This is a genomic window from Xanthomarina sp. (genome assembly GCF_035306605.1).
Classification (GTDB): domain Bacteria; phylum Bacteroidota; class Bacteroidia; order Flavobacteriales; family Flavobacteriaceae; genus Xanthomarina.
In genome coordinates this window covers 1-16,673 of record NZ_DATGNR010000067.1, presented here as the reverse complement: position 1 = coordinate 16,673, position 16,673 = coordinate 1, and the positions used below count along the sequence as shown (strand labels likewise).

Below are 16,673 nucleotides of genomic sequence, written 5' to 3'. Positions count from 1 at the left end.
GAAATCCTCTTTATAAAAAGTCTAAATTATTTCTCTGTTTCTTTAGGATCCACAGATTTTGTAAGCGCTGAAGAAATAATTCCTGTTGGAATGGCCACAATCCCTAAACCGATTAATAGAATAAAGAATGTAAATATTTTTCCTCCAGCCGTAATGGGATAAACATCTCCATAGCCAACCGTAGTTAGGGTAATAATAGACCACCACAAACTATCAAGAATAGAAGAGAAGTGTTCAGGCTGTGCTTCATTTTCAAAATAATAAATACCAACTGCTGAAAAATAAATTAAGATTAAGGTAATAAAAAGAAACAGTAGTATTTCCTCTTTGGCAGATTTTATGGCTTTACTAAAATGGTTTAAAGCGCGATTGTAACGAACTAATTTAAAAACTCTAAAAAGTCTTAAAAAACGTAAGGCTCTTAATGCTCGTAAATCGACACCAAAACTTAAGTAAAACGGTAAAATGGCCAACAAATCTATAATACCGTAAAAGCTAAATACAAATTTTAGCTTTTTATCTGAAACATAAATCCGTAAAAAATATTCTACTGTAAAAACAATAACACAGAAAGCCTCTATGAAAAATAAGATAGAACGTGTTTTCGGCTCTAAATTAGGAGTAGTTTCTAAGGTAAAGGTTACTATAGAGATTAAAATAAGTACTTGAATAAAGATAGCAAAAAACCTACTAGCTTTGTTGTCGTTTATCTCAACAATGTTTTTTATTCGTTGCCTCATAAACAATTACGCATTCAACATTTTCCAAAGTTTATCTTTCAACTCGGTTAGTCCTTGTTGTGCTACCGATGAGATAAACATATATTCCACAGGAAGCGTTTTATCTAAATCTGCCTTTAACTCTGCCCTTAGTTCATCGTCAAGCATATCGCTTTTAGAAACTACAACAAATCGTTCTTTATCAAGAATTTCAGGGTTGTAACGTTTCAACTCATCCAAAAGAATATCGTATTGCTTTCTGATATCGTCAGCATCTGCTGGAATTAAAAACAATAAAACCGAGTTTCTTTCAATATGACGCAAAAAATAATGTCCTAAACCTCTTCCTTCAGCAGCTCCTTCAATAATTCCAGGAATGTCTGCCATAACGAAGGTTTTAAAATCGCGATATTCTACAATCCCTAAGTTGGGTTTTAAAGTAGTAAATTCGTAATCGGCAATTTTAGGTTTTGCGGCACTAACTACAGAAAGCAAAGTTGATTTCCCTGCATTTGGAAAACCTACTAATCCAACATCGGCTAATAATTTAAGTTCTAAAACAATATCTAATTCTTGGCCAGGAATTCCTGGTTGTGCATATCTTGGTGTTTGATTTGTAGATGTTTTAAAATGCCAGTTACCACGACCTCCAAGACCTCCTTGAGCAATAATTCTCTCCTCTCCATCTTCGGTAATTTCAAAAATAACCTCATTAGTTTCTCTATCCCTTACCAATGTTCCTAAAGGAACATCCATATACACATCTTTACCATCAGCTCCTGTGCTTCTACTTTTCCCGCCATGCTCACCATGATCGGCCTTAAAATGTCTTTTAAATTTATAAGTATAAAGTGTCCAAAGATTGGCATTTCCACGAATAATAACATGACCTCCACGTCCTCCATCTCCACCATCTGGACCTCCTTTTTCAATAAATTTCTCGCGGTGTAAATGCGCAGAACCCTTACCTCCGTTTCCGGAAGATACATGCAGTTTTACATAGTCAACGAAATTCCCTTCTGTCATATTCTTTTTTCCACCAATGTGGAGCTTGTATTAAATGAAACTTTTTGTTTTAATTCCTGTTGTCTCAGGGCTTATCAATTTATAACTTATCAATTACCAAACTTAAGCGCTTGGTAATTTCTTCAATACTTCCAACACCATCCACTCCAAAATATTTATTTTGAACTGAGTAATAATCTTTTAGTATAGCTGTTTTGTTATAGTATTCTTTAATTCTATTTCTAATTATACTTTCATTAGCATCGTCTGCACGACCACTTGTTTTTCCTCTTTCTAATATACGTTGAACTAAAATCTCATCTTCAACTTCAAGAGCAACCATAGCATCAATTTGCGAATCTTTAGAGTCCATTAGTTTATCTAGAGCCTCAGCTTGTGCATTTGTGCGTGGAAAACCATCAAAAATAAACCCTTTAGCATCGGAGTTTTTTTCAACTTCTGCATTTAACATATCGATTGTTACTTGGTCTGGAACTAGGGCACCTGTATCCATATAAGATTTTGCTATCATTCCTAAGGCTGTTTCGTTTTTTATATTAAAACGAAATACATCTCCTGTGGAAATATGCACTAAATTATACTTTTCTTTTAAATAGTTTGCCTGAGTTCCTTTCCCTGCGCCTGGAGGGCCAAATAGCACGATGTTAGTCATGTGTTGTGTTGTTTTTAGTTGATATATTTCCGGCAAATCCCTACCCAAACCATTATAGTCTAATCCATATCCTACAATAAATTTATCTGGTATTTCAATACCTACATAATGTAATTTAAAATCTTTTTTATACGCGGTCGGCTTATGAAATAACGTGGCAATTATCAGTTGTTTAACGTTTTCATTTTTAAATATTCTATGAACTTCTTCCAAGGTGTTCCCAGAATCAATTATATCTTCCAAAACCACCACAGTTCTCCCACTTAAATCTTGGGTTAATCCAATTAACCGCTGAATATCTTCAGTTGATTTCACCCCTTCATAGGATGCTAATTTAATAAAAGTAACCTCACACGGTTTTGGATATTTTTTTACAAAATCGCTAACAAACATAAACGAACCATTCAGAATACCAATAAACACAGGTACTTCGTCCTTAAGTTCTTTGGCAATTTCTTGCGCCATTCGCTCAACAGTTTGCAGTATTTCTTCTTCAGAAATAAATGGTTTAAATTGTAAATCGTGAAGCTTAACCACTAGTTTTATTTTTTTTAGAAAGGCAAAGATAATCATTTGAGTAACGTTTTACGAATTCTCATTTAGATTGTTTTAGATTTAGTTTTTTCAAAGGCATTTGATTCGTACTTTTGTGCAAAATAGAATCAATGAAATTTTTCTCTTCAAAATTTAAATTAGGTATTCTAGGTGGTGGTCAACTTGGTAAAATGTTACTTTACGACACCAGAAAATTCGACATCTACACTTCTGTTCTAGACGCTAGCAATGAGGCTCCTTGCAAAATAGCTTGTAACGAATTTCATTTGGGTGATTTAATGGATTACGATGCGGTTTACAACTTTGGAAAACAGGTAGATGTGCTAACATTTGAAATTGAAAACGTAAATACGAGCGCCCTTGAAGCTTTAGAAAAAGAGGGCGTAAAAGTTTATCCTTCAGCCAAAACACTGCGTACCATTCAGAATAAAGCTACTCAAAAATTATTTTATAGAGACCATAACATCCCTACAGCCGACTTTTCAAGATTTGCTTATGCTTCCGAAATTTTGGATGCAGTAAATAATGGTGGTTTGGAATTTCCTTTTGTTTGGAAAAGTTCTCAGTTTGGTTATGATGGAAATGGAGTAAAAATCGTTAGATCTGAAGCAGATTTAAAAGATTTACCAAATGTAGAATGTATAACAGAAAAATTGATTCCGTTTAAAAATGAACTAGCTGTTATTGTAGCTAGAAATTCTAATGGAGAGGTTGCAACTTACCCTGTGGTTGAAATGGAGTTTCACCCAGAAGCTAATCAGGTAGAATATGTTATTTGCCCTGCAAGAATAGACGATAAAATAACAAAAAAAGCCACTGACATTGCCTTAAAGGTGTCAAATGCTTTCAATCATGTTGGTTTGTTAGCAGTTGAAATGTTTCAAACTCATGATGATGAAATTATAGTAAATGAAGTTGCTCCAAGGCCACATAATTCAGGGCATCACACTATTGAGTCTAGCTACACCTCGCAATTTGAACAGCATTTAAGAGCTATTCTAAATTTACCTTTGGGTAAAACCGAAAGTTTAGCAGGCGGAATTATGGTAAATTTAGTTGGAGCTGAAGGACACACAGGAAATGTAGTTTACCAAAACATTGAAGATATAATGAAAATGCCTGGTGTTACTCCACATATTTACGGAAAAAAGCAAACTAGACCATTTAGAAAAATGGGACATGTAACCATAGTGAACGAAGATTTAAATGAGGCACGTAAAATTGCCGAACAAGTTAAAAATACGATTAAAGTAATAAGCGAATAAACATGAGCAAAGTAGGAATTATTATGGGAAGCAAAAGTGACCTTCCAGTTATGCAAGAAGCTATAGATATTTTAAAAGATTTTAAAATTGAAGTAGAAGTTGATATTGTTTCAGCACACAGAACACCAGAAAAACTTTTCGATTATGGCAAACACGCACATACTCGCGGTTTTTCGGTAATAATTGCAGGAGCTGGCGGTGCAGCACACTTGCCTGGTATGATAGCCTCCCTATCTCCACTTCCTGTAATTGGAGTTCCTGTAAAAAGCAGTAACTCTATTGATGGTTGGGATTCCGTACTTTCTATTTTACAAATGCCTGGAGGAGTTCCTGTAGCCACTGTAGCTTTAAATGGTGCAAAAAACGCTGGGATTTTGGCTGCTCAAATAATTGGAAGTTCAGATGCTAAAGTTCTAGACAAAATCATTGCTTATAAAGAAGAACTTAAAGCAAAAGTAATGGAATCTGCTAAAGATTTAAAGTAAAAAACCCCGACTTGTGGTCGAGGTTTTAAACGCTATTAATCAATTATTTTAAAGAGTCACTTAAAACTCTCATGAAAAATCTGATGCAAAAATAAACACATAAATCTAATTTCTTTCCTATTAGAATCATAAAATAAAGTTAATAACCACAATTTTACCTTCCACGTAGGAAATTTAAGACTCTGATTATCAATACTAAGAATCTAAATAAAAATGAATATCCTTAATAAACCATTCGATACACAATTTCAAACAGCTCCCTTTTCTAAAATTAAAAACGAGCATTTTTTACCTGCTTTCGAAATAGCTATAGAAAAAGCAAGAAAAGAAATTGATGCAATAACAAGCAATTCTGAGAAACCAAATTTCATAAATACAATTGAAGCGTTAGATTTCTCAGGGGAAGAATTAGATAGGATTTCAAGTATCTTTTTTAATTTAAACTCTGCCGAAACTAACGAAGAAATTCAAAAAATTGCTCAAGAGGTCTCCCCTCTGTTATCGGAATTCAGTAACGACGTTACTTTAAATGAAGAGCTATTTGAACGAGTAAAAGCTGTTTATAAAGAAAAAGACAGTTTAGATTTAACAACTGAACAAAAAACATTGTTAGATAAAAAATATAAAGCTTTTTCTAGAAATGGAGCCAATTTACCTGAAGACAAAAAACAACAGTTAAGAGAAATAGACAAGGAGTTAAGCAAACTTAAATTAAAATTTGGCGAAAATGTGTTAGCAGAAACTAATAAGTTTGAAATGCTAATAACTAATGAGGACGATTTATCTGGTTTACCTGAAGGCGCAAAAGAAGCTGCTCAACAATTAGCAGAATCAAAAGGAAAAGAAGGCTGGTTAATCACTTTAGATTACCCAAGTTATATTCCATTTATGACTTATGCTGACAATCGAGATTTACGAAAAAAATTAGCCATAGCTTCTGGTGCCAAAGCATTTAAAAATGATGATTTAGACAATCAGAAAATTGTATTACAAATTGTAAAACTTCGTCATGAAAGAGCTAATTTATTAGGCTATAAAACGCATGCTCATTTTGTACTTGAAGAGCGTATGGCAAAAACTCCTGAAAAAGTTGAAGACTTTTTAAACGAACTTCTTGAAAAAGCTAAACCAGCTGCTTTAAAGGAATATGATGAATTAAAAGATTTTGCAAAAGAATTAGATAGTATAGATCTATTACAAAAATGGGATGGTTCTTATTATGCTGAAAAATTAAAGCAAAAACGTTTCGATTTAGACGACGAAAAACTAAAGCCATATTTTAAACTTGAGAATGTTATTCAAGGGGTTTTTACAATTTCAGAAAAATTATATGGACTGCACTTTGAACAAATTTCAAACATCGATAAATACCATGAAGATGTTTTAACTTATAAAGTAACAAACGACAAAGGTGAACTAGTTTCTATTTTTTACGCAGATTTCTTTCCTAGATCAGGAAAACGAAATGGCGCATGGATGACTTCTTACAAACCGCAATATGTTAAAAATGGAGAAAACTCTCGTCCACATATTTCTATAGTTTGTAATTTCACCAAACCTACAAAAAGCAAACCTTCACTTTTAACTTTTAATGAGGTAACCACTTTATTCCACGAATTTGGGCACGCATTACACGGCATGTTAGCTAACACAACCTACCCTAGCATTTCAGGAACAAGTGTTTTTTGGGACTTTGTTGAATTACCAAGTCAAGTACTAGAAAACTGGTGTTATGAAAAAGAAGCTTTGGAATTATTTGCAACCCACTATCAAACGGGAGAGGTCATTCCTATGGATCTCATTGAAAAAATTAAAGCTTCATCCACATTTCACGAAGGCATGCAAACCTTGCGTCAGTTAAGTTTTGGCCTACTAGATATGAGTTGGCACGGTACAGACTCACCAGAGAAAATAACTTCCGTTAAAGCTCATGAAGTGGAAGCTTTTGAAAACACAAAACTATATCCAGATGTAGCCGAAAACTGCATGAGTACGTCTTTTTCTCATATTTTTCAAGGAGGTTACAGTTCTGGATATTACAGCTATAAATGGGCAGAAGTATTAGATGCAGATGCCTTTGAATTATTTAAAGAAAAAGGCATTTTCAATAAGGAGGTTGCTACTAAATTTAAAGAACATGTTTTATCCCAAGGAGGAACAGAAGACCCAATGGTTCTCTACAAGCGCTTTAGAGGCCACGAACCACAACCTGAAGCCTTATTAAAACGTGCTGGATTAATAGAGAAGTAGAATTTTTATTCTATTTTTGATAAACCCTTGCAAATGAATCATGTCTAAACACTTTATAAATCCAAACAAATGGATTGACAAGTATTCCGATTATCTTTTCAATTTCACTATTTCACGTGTAAATGATAGAGAAAAGGCCAAAGATTTAGTTCAGGATACTTTTTTTGCCGCCTTAAAATCTATGAAGAATTTCAAAGGTGAAGCTAGCGAAAGGACGTGGCTTATTTCAATATTAAAAAGAAAAATAATTGACCACTATCGAAAAATAAATTCAATTAAAGGCCAAGCTGAAATTAAAATCGAATTCAACTCCGAAGACGATGAAGGCTCTTGGTTGGAAACAAGGGTGGCAGATGCAGATTATAAAACAGCCGAAGACTCTATTATTAACGACGAACTTGGTGACGCCATCTTCAACTGCTTAAGTAAGCTTCCTTCAAAACAAGCCACAGTTTTTAGAATGAAAACCATAGAAGGTTTAGAAACTGAAACCATTTGTAATGATTTGAACATCACGGCGTCTAATCTTTGGGTTATTGTTCATAGAGCAAGAATAGCTATGGCAGAATGTATGGAAAAAAACTGGTTTAAATAACGATGAGACAAGTAGAGAAAAAATCTTTTTTATTTATTTCCTGTAATGAGGCAAAACATATTTGTGACAAAGTCCAGTACAACGAGGCAACTGCTTGGGAGAAATTCAAACTAAAGCTTCGTTGCCTTTGGTGTCATATAACACGGAATTACGTAAATAGAAATGTTAAGCTAACTGAAGTTATTAAATCGTCTCAAATAACCTGTTTAGCTCCTTCTGAGAAACAAAATTTACAACAAAATCTTCAACAGGAATTAAAGAAACAAAAGCAATAAAATTAGCCAATATATTGGCACGCCTTCGGTCCAAAACGCACTATAACACTTACCCTGATTGGTTTTAGCGAAAACCACAAACAGTAAGCATATAAAAGCAGTCATCATTAGAGCTAAAAGTTGGTATGCATTTGTTTCATCTTTAAAAAGTTCTAAAAAGAAAAACATCATCAATAAAAGAACGCCTATTATTTTAGTCTTCTTAACTCCTATTTGCTGCGGAATAGTTGCCAACCTTAAACTATCGTAGCTCAGATCTCTAATTTCAAACGGAATCATTAAAGCAATAATAAAAACAAATCGCTGACATACCGTCACTACAACATCTGCATTTACTGGAAAATCATTGTTCAATAATGGTAATAAAACTGTTACTCCAGACCATACCAAAGCAATAACATACACTTTTATTCCACTTACATTTCGCAGTGTTTTATGTCTATCATCAATTTTATTTTTTGGTAAAACAGGAACAGCATATAAAAAAGTAAGCAAACCAAAACCAATTATATAAAGCAGGGTTTTAAGTTCTAAATGCCAAGCATAATAGCACATCAATAAAAAACACAGCAACGAAAACACCTGAATTAATTTAAGCCGGCTCATTAAACTTCTATGATGGAAACGAGCGCGACCAAAATACTTCACAAAGTTATAACCAGATATAGAAGCAAAAAAAATAAAAAAAAGTACGGATTCGTCATAAGGAATATGGAATTCAAGGAGCGTTATCCACGACAAGGAAAACACAGCCAAAGCCACGTGAACACTACTGTCTAAATAAAAATTGAATATCTGTTTCAACAAACCCATAAAACAAAAGTACACAAAGTGTTAATAACCTTTCCAATTGGTTAAAAACTTTAGTTTTCATTAACACTAAAACATGAATTATTCCGTAATTTTGCGGTTTAATAAATAGTCGATCATTTTATTTAATTTGATGGGATATTTCAACGGAATTTCCGAGAAATCGGTCACTTAACGCAACTAAATTTTAATGAACACAACTAATTTCGCACTTCGCCACATTGGTCCAAGAGAAGAAGACCAAAAGCTCATGTTAAAGGCCATTGGAGTTGAATCTTTAGACCAACTTATTTATGAAACACTTCCTGATGGTATTAAATTAAAAAAACCATTAGACTTAGACGAGCCAATGAGTGAATATGAATATTTAACACATATTCATGAGCTTTCTAAATTAAACAAAACATACAAAACATATATCGGACTTGGGTATCACCCAACCATTTTGCCTCCAGTTATTCAACGTAACATTTTGGAAAACCCAGGTTGGTACACGGCATACACGCCATATCAAGCAGAAATAGCTCAAGGAAGATTGGAAGCTTTATTAAACTTCCAAACCATGATTTCAGACCTAACAGGTATGGAACTTGCCAATGCATCGCTTCTAGATGAAAGTACAGCTGCAGCAGAAGCTATGAGCTTACTGTTTGCTGTTAGAGAAAGAAATCAGAAAAAAAATGGTGTAAATAAATTCTTTGTTTCAGAAAATGTTTTGCCACAAACCTTATCCTTACTTCAAACTAGATCTACTCCTATTGGTGTAGAAATAGTGGTTGGAAATGAAGAGTCATTTGATTTTTCTTCAGATTACTTTGGAGCTATCCTTCAATACCCAGGAAAAAACGGTCAAATTACCGACCTGAAATCTTTTATTGAAAAAGCAAATAGCGCTCAAATAAAAGTAGCTGTTGCAGCGGACATTTTAAGTCTTGTCATGCTTGAAGCTCCTGGAAAACTAGGTGCAGACGTAGTAGTTGGAACAACGCAACGTTTTGGTATTCCAATGGGGTACGGCGGACCACACGCTGCATATTTTGCTACAAAAGAAATTTACAAAAGAGATATTCCAGGACGTATAATTGGAGTAACAAAAGACGTAAATGGCAACAGAGCTTTACGTATGGCTTTACAAACACGTGAGCAACATATTAAACGTGATAAAGCTACTTCTAACATTTGTACAGCTCAAGTGTTGTTAGCAGTTATGGCAGGAATGTATGCCGTATATCACGGACCAAAAGGCTTGGAATTTATTGCTAATAAAGTTCATAATACAGCTTCAACTGTTTCAAATGCTGTAGAAAAACTTGGATTTAAGCAAACAAACACGTCATTTTTCGACACACTTTGCATTCAAGCTAACGCCTCAAAAATAAAAGCTATTGCTGAAAAACACGAAGTTAATTTCTTTTACCCAGATGCTAATACGGTAACCATTTCAATTAACGAAACTACCAACCTAAAAGATGCCAATGAAATTATTGCCATTTTTGCTGAAGCAGCTGTAAAAGACCCTATAAAAGTAACATCGTTTTTAGAAGCAAATTACATTTCTGAAAACCTTAAAAGAACATCTGATTTCTTAACTTTAGATGTTTTCAACTCTCATCATTCAGAAACAGAATTGATGCGTTATATTAAAAAATTAGAGCGTAAAGATTTATCGTTAAATCACTCGATGATTTCTTTAGGTTCTTGTACAATGAAGTTAAATGCAGCTGCTGAAATGTTGCCTTTAAGCTCTCCTAACTGGGGGAATGTTCATCCATTTGTTCCAATTGAACAAGCACAAGGTTACCAAACTATTTTAAAAGAACTAGAAAATCAGCTAACTGAAATCACAGGATTTGCAGCTACCTCATTACAACCTAATTCTGGAGCACAAGGTGAATATGCTGGATTAATGGTTATTAAAGCTTACCATGAATCACGTGGAGATCATCATAGAAACATTTGTTTAATTCCTTCTTCTGCTCATGGAACCAATCCGGCAAGTGCTGTTATGGCAGGAATGAAAGTAGTTGTAACTAAATCTACCGACAAAGGAAATATAGATGTAGAAGATTTACGTCAGAAAGCTGAATTACATAAAGATAATTTATCTTGTCTTATGGTAACTTATCCTTCTACCCATGGTGTTTACGAATCTGCAATTATGGAAATTACCCAAATAATCCATGATAATGGCGGACAAGTTTATATGGATGGTGCCAACATGAACGCCCAAGTAGGATTAACAAATCCTGGAAATATTGGTGCAGATGTTTGTCATTTAAACTTACACAAAACCTTTGCTATTCCACACGGAGGAGGTGGTCCTGGTGTTGGTCCAATTTGTGTTGCAAAACAACTAGCTCCCTTTTTACCTGGAAACCCAATTATAAAAACTGGAGGAGATCAAGCTATTACGGCTATTTCTAGCGCACCTTTTGGTTCAGCTTTAGTATGTTTAATTTCTTATGCCTACATTAAAATGTTAGGTACCGAGGGATTAACCCACGCTACTAAAACAGCCATCTTAAATGCAAACTATATAAAACAACGCTTACAAGGTCAATTCGACACGTTATACTCTGGAGAATGTGGTCGTGCAGCACACGAAATGATAGTAGATTGCAGACCTTTTAAAGCCAATGGTATTGAAGTAACAGATATTGCTAAGCGCTTAATGGATTACGGTTTTCATGCGCCAACAGTATCCTTCCCAGTTGCAGGAACTTTAATGATCGAACCAACAGAAAGCGAAAGTAAAGCTGAAATGGATCGTTTTTGTGACGCGATGATTTCAATTAAAAAAGAAATAGACTCAGCATCTAAGGACGATGAGAATAACGTACTTAAAAACGCTCCTCATACCATGGAGATGATAACATCTTCTGAATGGAATATGCCTTATTCAAGAGAAATGGCTGCCTTTCCTTTAGAATACGTAAGAGATAATAAATTCTGGCCAACTGTAAGACGTGTAGACGATGCTTATGGAGACAGAAACCTAATATGTACATGCGCTCCTATTGAAGAGTATATGGATGCATAACTTTAAAATTAATCACATAAAAGCCCTCAAAATGAGGGCTTTTATTTTACTAAAAAAAACAATAAGTTTGTATTAATCGTGAATCAAGGTAAATTCTTCACAATAATTTATCATTGAATATGTTAGCATTAATATTATAATTAATTTAGCTTTAGCCCAATATTTAATAGAATTTTAATGGCAATTAAAATAACAGGAACCGGCAGTTACATACCTAATAATGTAGCAAAGAATGAAGATTTTATTCAGCATGAATTTCTAAATGAAGATGGTACGTCCATCAATCATCATAACGATATTATAATAAAGAAATTTAAAGCTATAACAGGAATTGGTGAACGACGCTATGCTGAGGATCATCATAACACTTCAGATTTAGCTTTTTTTGCAGCCCAAAAAGCGATTAAAGATTCTAAAATAGATCAAGAAGATCTAGACTATATAATTGTTGGACATAACTACGGTGATGTTAAACACAACACAGAACAGAGCGATACAGTCCCTAGTATTGGATCAAGAGTTAAACATCTTCTTGGAATTAAAAACCCAAAATGCGTAGCTTACGATGTACTTTTTGGCTGTCCAGGATGGAACGAAGGTCTTATCCAAGCTAACGCGTTTATAAAAGCCGGAATTGCTAAAAAATGTTTGGTAATTGGAGCTGAAGCCTTATCACGTGTTCTGGATAAACACGATAGGGATTCCATGATTTATAGCGATGGAGCTGGAGCTGTTGTCCTTGAAGAAACCAATGAAGAAGGCGGTATATTAAATCATGAAAGCGCCACCTATGCCTTAGATGAAGCTCATTTTATTTATTTCGGCGAAACAAACAATCAGGCAGTTACAGATCAACGTAAATACATCAAAATGTATGGTAGAAAAATTTATGAATTTGCTTTAAACCATGTGCCACCTGCACTGAAATCCTGTTTAGACCAAAGTGGATATCAAATTGGTGATTTAAAAAAAATCCTTATTCATCAAGCCAACGAAAAAATGGATGAAGCTATAGTTCAGCGCTTCTATAAACTCTATAACATGGAAATGCCAAAGGGTATTATGCCAATGTCCATAGGTAAGCTAGGAAACTCAAGTGTAGCGACCATTCCTACCTTATTAGATTTAATATTAAAAGGAAAACTTGAAGGTCATTCTATCAACAAAGGAGATATAGTTATGTTTGCTAGTGTTGGTGCAGGCATGAATATAAACGCTATCACTTATAAGTTTTAATATGTCAAAAAACATTACTGTTATTGGAGGTGGAAACTTGGGTCAATCTATTGTAAATGGTCTTTTAAGCAAAAACTACAACCCTTCAAATATTACCGTAACTCGCAATAAAACAGAGCATCTTAACTTTTTAAAAACTCAAGGTGTTACTGTCCATAGTGATAATTTAGAGGCTGTAAAAAAATCAGATATCATCATTATAGCGGTCAAGCCATACAAAATAAAAGAAGTACTAATACAAATTGATTCTCATATTACTAATAATGCAATTTTAGTTTCTGTGGTGAGCGACTTTTCTATTGAAAACATATCTCAAACACTTAAAACAAAGGTTTCAATTATTAGAGCAATGCCTAATACGGCTGCTTCAGTTAATGAATCTATAACCTGTTTAGCGTCTATAAACGCTTCTGAAAAAGAACTTAAAGAAGTTTCTGAAATTTTTAATTCGTTAGGAAGTACGCTTGTAATTAATGAGCAACTTATGGATGCCGCAACAGTACTAGGCGCCTGTGGAATTGCTTATGTATTGCGATTTATTAGGGGTATGATTCAAGGTGGAATTGAAATTGGTTTTGATGCACAAACCGCAACACAAATTGCCACACAAACCGTAAGAGGAGCAACGGAATTACTTATAAAAAACGGAAATCATCCAGAAGCTGAAATCGATAAGGTTACCACCCCTAAAGGATGTACAATTGCAGGGTTAAATGAAATGGAGCATAGTGGGTTTAGCTCAGCACTTATAAAAGGAATTAAAACTTCTTTTGATAATATTTCAAAATAATGTACGAAAAAACATATCCCAATAAGCGTTTTAAACTAACTGCTACTTTTTTAGAGAAACACATTTCACCGAATTCTAACATTCTAGATTTAGGTGTTGAAAATCCGTTTACAGAAATCATGAAAAACCATGGTTTTAAAGTTGAAAACACTAAGGGCGAAGATTTAGACGTCAACACCTCAACTATTGAAAAATCAAAAGCTAACGTAGTAACTGCTTTTGAAATTTTTGAACATCTTCTCTCCCCTTTTACTGTTTTAAAAGCAATAAAAGCAGATAAACTTGTAGCCAGTGTTCCATTAAACCTATGGTTTTCTTCGGCATACAGAAGCAAAACAGATATGCGAGACAGGCACTACCACGAGTTTGAAGATTGGCAATTTGATTGGTTACTAGAAAAAGCAGGATGGAAAATAATTGCTAGGCAAAAATGGACCAATCCTACTAAAAAAATTGGATTCAGACCTATTTTACGTTGGTTTACTCCTAGATATTATATTGTTTATGCTGAAAGAGTAAACAAAGCCAACATTTAACTTATCAATTTCCAGAACCTTTTATTAATCGAATATTCTAAATCTTTGGAATTTGGATATTTTATATTGAGATTTACTGAATGAAATTCTGTATAATTATTCCTGCTCATAACGAAGACACTTATATAAAGCAAACTTTAGCTTCTTTGGTAAGCCAAACCCTATTGCCGAAACAAGTGGTTGTAGTGAACGATAATTCCACAGATAACACCAAAGATCTTGTTGAGAAATTTACTTCAAAATACCATTGGATTTCTCTAGTAAACAGCACATCTTCTAACAAGCATTTACCTGGTTCAAAAATTATCAACGCCTTTTATAAGGGATTTGAAATTCTTGATGATGACTTCGATGTTATTTGTAAATTCGATGCAGATTTAATATTCCCACCTAATTATCTAGAAAGATTAGCATTTCATTTTAATTCAAATGAAAGACTTGGGATGGCTTCTGGGTTTTGTTATATTGAAAAAAATAATACATGGGTTTTAGAAAATCTAACTAGAAAAGATCATATTCGTGGTGCATTAAAAGCCTACAGAAAAGAATGCTTTAAACAAATAGGACAACTAAAACCATCTATGGGTTGGGACACCGTTGATGAGCTACTTGCTAAATTCTATGGATGGGAGTTACTAACCGACGAAACGCTTCATGTAAAACATTTAAAACCTACAGGAACCAGCTATAATAAAGCCTCTAAACATCTACAAGGCGAGGCCATGTATAAAATGCGTTATGGTTTTATAATCACACTTATTTCGGCATTAAAATTGGCGTATAAAAAAAGAAGCTCTAAACTATTTATAGATTATATGGAAGGCTTTTTTAAAGCGAAAGGAGAAAAACTTCCTTTTCTAGTTTCTGAAGCACAAGGCAAATTTATTAGAAAACTTCGTTGGCAGGGAATGATTGGTAAATAACCAATTTTACACAACTAAAATAAAAGACCTTTCAAATTTTAAGAATCTGAAAGGTCTGAAATATTTGATATTTGATATTTTAATACTTTACAAACTTGATGTTTTTGATTGCCCCAGAGGACATTTCAAGTTTTAAAATGTAAACTCCATCATTTAAATGAGATACATCAAAAGCTTTAGACTCTATATTTTCATATAATCTAACCTGCTTTCCATCCATAGCATACATGTATACGGTTTTAACCTCATTTAAATTGTCAATTCCTAACAATGTAACTGTATCGGTGTTTTTGTTGAATTTCACATATACTGACTGATTTTCCTCTAAGGTTGGCATCCCTAAAGCATCTCTTTGGTATACTATAGAAAATCTATTATTAAATGTGCCCGCTTCAAAAGGAATAGACACAGAATCAATTTTTAAATTATAAAAGCTACCATTTAGGTTATCCTTTAAATAAATTGGTGTATTTTCTGGGAAATTTAACATTCTATCTAGTCCAATAGTATAGATGCCCGGAGTTGTAATTTTTATAGCTAACGGTATTTCATCTTCTACACTAAAACTATTTAAACCTTGAATGACTAATAAGTTTTCAGGTGTATACCATAACATACTATCTGGAAAATCACTAAAATCAATAGCATCAAACCCTCTATCAAAACCTATAGATGCTCTTTCATCATAACCTAAAGCTATCTCTCTTGCTCTACCTGTTTCATCTGTAAAATGCAACCAAAATTTAGTTCTGTTATCTATAATTTCATTAGAATTTTCATTCTTGTAAAAAACAGAACCTCCATTAGATTCTTTAGCAAATTCGCGTTGAGCGTTATTAAATTTGATTGTTCGCAGACCATTATCAACACCTTTATAGTCAATATTTACAAAAAAACCTTGACCGACTGCAATGTACTTAGTTGGCGCACCTTTAGACCCTCCTGCATCGGTATATTTAGGTGCAGCTGTCTCTGACATCAGGTTAATAGAAGCATATCCTGCTTGATAATTCCTCCAAACATGCGTATTATTAGCATCAAAGTGCTCATAAAAATGTAAGGTCCCATCAATTACATCCAAATTATCAATAATAAATTGCTCAGCATTTAATGCAGATGGATATGGGTTACCAATTAAAAAATCGTTGTTATTAACAGCTGCATGAATATATTCACCGCTATTTGCTCGACCAGAAAAGACATATTCTTCAGTTAAATTAGAATTATACGTGTCTCCTCGTTTAGATCCTTTCATAGTATAACCTATACCAGGCTTAATTGGTGTATCTTTATTAATTCGAACCCACTCTGTTATTCCATTATTATAGAGCTCAGATGCGTCATAAGTATACAGCCATCTACTACTTATTGTAACTGGATTGGTAGTTGACACAGGGGGAGTATGAGCAGCATTAAAAATTACGGAACCTTCTTTTTGCTCTAAATTTCCAATTTGCCAAGCTCCTCCTCTATTTACAGGTGAACTCCAATAATTATAATTAAATGGATTCGTAGT

Annotated in this window: 14 protein-coding genes; 9 read left to right on the top strand and 5 right to left on the bottom strand. The window is 33.8% G+C overall.

Going from position 1 to position 16,673, the window contains the following annotated elements:
- Positions 1-26: 26 nt before the first annotated feature.
- From VKY41_RS09620 to VKY41_RS09610, 3 genes are all read right to left on the bottom strand, one after another.
- Positions 27-740, bottom strand: coding sequence for an ion transporter (locus tag VKY41_RS09620; RefSeq protein ID WP_500814237.1), 714 nt, complete (start codon positions 738-740; stop codon positions 27-29).
- Positions 741-746: 6 nt separating this feature from the next.
- Positions 747-1,745, bottom strand: a complete 999-nt coding sequence (obgE, locus tag VKY41_RS09615) for a GTPase ObgE (protein ID WP_500814236.1) — start codon at positions 1,743-1,745, stop codon at positions 747-749.
- A 79-nt stretch (positions 1,746-1,824) separates the two neighbouring features.
- A complete protein-coding gene (locus tag VKY41_RS09610; RefSeq protein ID WP_500814235.1) occupies positions 1,825-2,970 on the bottom strand; it encodes an adenylate kinase in 1,146 nt (381 codons plus the stop codon).
- Between the two features lie 92 nt (positions 2,971-3,062).
- Here VKY41_RS09610 and VKY41_RS09605 point away from each other — a divergent pair, with 92 nt between their 5' ends.
- From VKY41_RS09605 to VKY41_RS09590, 4 genes are all read left to right on the top strand, one after another.
- Complete coding sequence (locus VKY41_RS09605; protein ID WP_500814234.1) at positions 3,063-4,217, top strand: 5-(carboxyamino)imidazole ribonucleotide synthase; 1,155 nt, start codon at positions 3,063-3,065, stop codon at positions 4,215-4,217.
- Between the two features lie 2 nt (positions 4,218-4,219).
- Complete coding sequence (gene purE / locus VKY41_RS09600; protein ID WP_500814233.1) at positions 4,220-4,702, top strand: 5-(carboxyamino)imidazole ribonucleotide mutase; 483 nt, start codon at positions 4,220-4,222, stop codon at positions 4,700-4,702.
- A gap of 213 nt (positions 4,703-4,915) precedes the next feature.
- Positions 4,916-6,952: a M3 family metallopeptidase gene (locus VKY41_RS09595; RefSeq protein ID WP_500814232.1), complete on the top strand. Its 2,037-nt coding sequence runs from the start codon at positions 4,916-4,918 to the stop codon at positions 6,950-6,952.
- Between the two features lie 40 nt (positions 6,953-6,992).
- Positions 6,993-7,547 (top strand): sigma-70 family RNA polymerase sigma factor, encoded by a 555-nt coding sequence (locus VKY41_RS09590; RefSeq protein WP_500814231.1) that lies wholly within the window; start codon positions 6,993-6,995, stop codon positions 7,545-7,547.
- Positions 7,548-7,801: 254 nt separating this feature from the next.
- Here VKY41_RS09590 and VKY41_RS09585 read toward each other — a convergent pair whose 3' ends face one another.
- On the bottom strand, positions 7,802-8,635 hold the full coding sequence (locus tag VKY41_RS09585) for a UbiA prenyltransferase family protein (protein WP_500814230.1): 834 nt from the start codon (positions 8,633-8,635) through the stop codon (positions 7,802-7,804).
- Between the two features lie 187 nt (positions 8,636-8,822).
- Between VKY41_RS09585 and gcvP the strand changes: the two genes are divergently transcribed.
- The 5 genes from gcvP to VKY41_RS09560 all read left to right on the top strand — a co-directional run bounded on the left by gcvP (position 8,823) and on the right by VKY41_RS09560 (position 15,157).
- On the top strand, positions 8,823-11,672 hold the full coding sequence (gene gcvP, locus VKY41_RS09580) for an aminomethyl-transferring glycine dehydrogenase (RefSeq protein WP_500814229.1): 2,850 nt from the start codon (positions 8,823-8,825) through the stop codon (positions 11,670-11,672).
- A gap of 177 nt (positions 11,673-11,849) precedes the next feature.
- Entirely contained in the window at positions 11,850-12,908 is a 1,059-nt protein-coding gene (locus VKY41_RS09575) for a 3-oxoacyl-ACP synthase III family protein (protein WP_500814228.1), read from the top strand.
- 1 nt (position 12,909) lies between these two features.
- Positions 12,910-13,698: a pyrroline-5-carboxylate reductase gene (proC, locus tag VKY41_RS09570; RefSeq protein WP_500814227.1), complete on the top strand. Its 789-nt coding sequence runs from the start codon at positions 12,910-12,912 to the stop codon at positions 13,696-13,698.
- Positions 13,698-14,234, top strand: coding sequence for a class I SAM-dependent methyltransferase (locus tag VKY41_RS09565; RefSeq protein ID WP_500814226.1), 537 nt, complete (start codon positions 13,698-13,700; stop codon positions 14,232-14,234). Before proC ends, VKY41_RS09565 begins: the two co-directional genes overlap by 1 nt.
- A gap of 80 nt (positions 14,235-14,314) precedes the next feature.
- Positions 14,315-15,157, top strand: a complete 843-nt coding sequence (locus tag VKY41_RS09560) for a glycosyltransferase family 2 protein (RefSeq protein ID WP_500814225.1) — start codon at positions 14,315-14,317, stop codon at positions 15,155-15,157.
- A 79-nt stretch (positions 15,158-15,236) separates the two neighbouring features.
- On the opposite strand, the gene VKY41_RS09555 is transcribed toward VKY41_RS09560, so the two are convergent.
- Positions 15,237-16,673 (bottom strand): T9SS type A sorting domain-containing protein (locus VKY41_RS09555; protein WP_500814224.1); only part of this gene is annotated, 1,437 nt, incomplete at its 5' end.